The organism is Duganella fentianensis, assembly GCF_009857835.1.
In the GTDB taxonomy this organism is placed as follows: Bacteria; Pseudomonadota; Gammaproteobacteria; order Burkholderiales; family Burkholderiaceae_D; genus Rugamonas; species Rugamonas fentianensis.
In genome coordinates this window covers 1-255 of sequence record NZ_WWCL01000034.1, presented here as the reverse complement: position 1 = coordinate 255, position 255 = coordinate 1, and the positions used below count along the sequence as shown (strand labels likewise).

Sequence of the window (255 nt, the reverse complement as noted above, 5' to 3'; positions counted from 1 at the left end):
GCTTACGGCGTGGGGGCTTTTCACCCCCATTATCGCTACTCATGTCAGCATTCGCACTTCTGATACCTCCAGCAGCCTTTACAAGCCACCTTCGCAGGCTTACAGAACGCTCTCCTACCATATCCTTGCGGATATCCGCAGCTTCGGTGACTGGCTTAGCCCCGTTACATCTTCCGCGCAGGACGACTCGATCAGTGAGCTATTACGCTTTCTTTAAATGATGGCTGCTTCTAAGCCAACATCCTGACTGTTTTA

General features: G+C 51.4%; 1 rRNA gene. It reads right to left on the bottom strand.

Annotated elements, in window-relative coordinates:
- Nucleotides 1-255 (bottom strand): 23S ribosomal RNA (locus GTP23_RS22475); the annotation flags it as partial.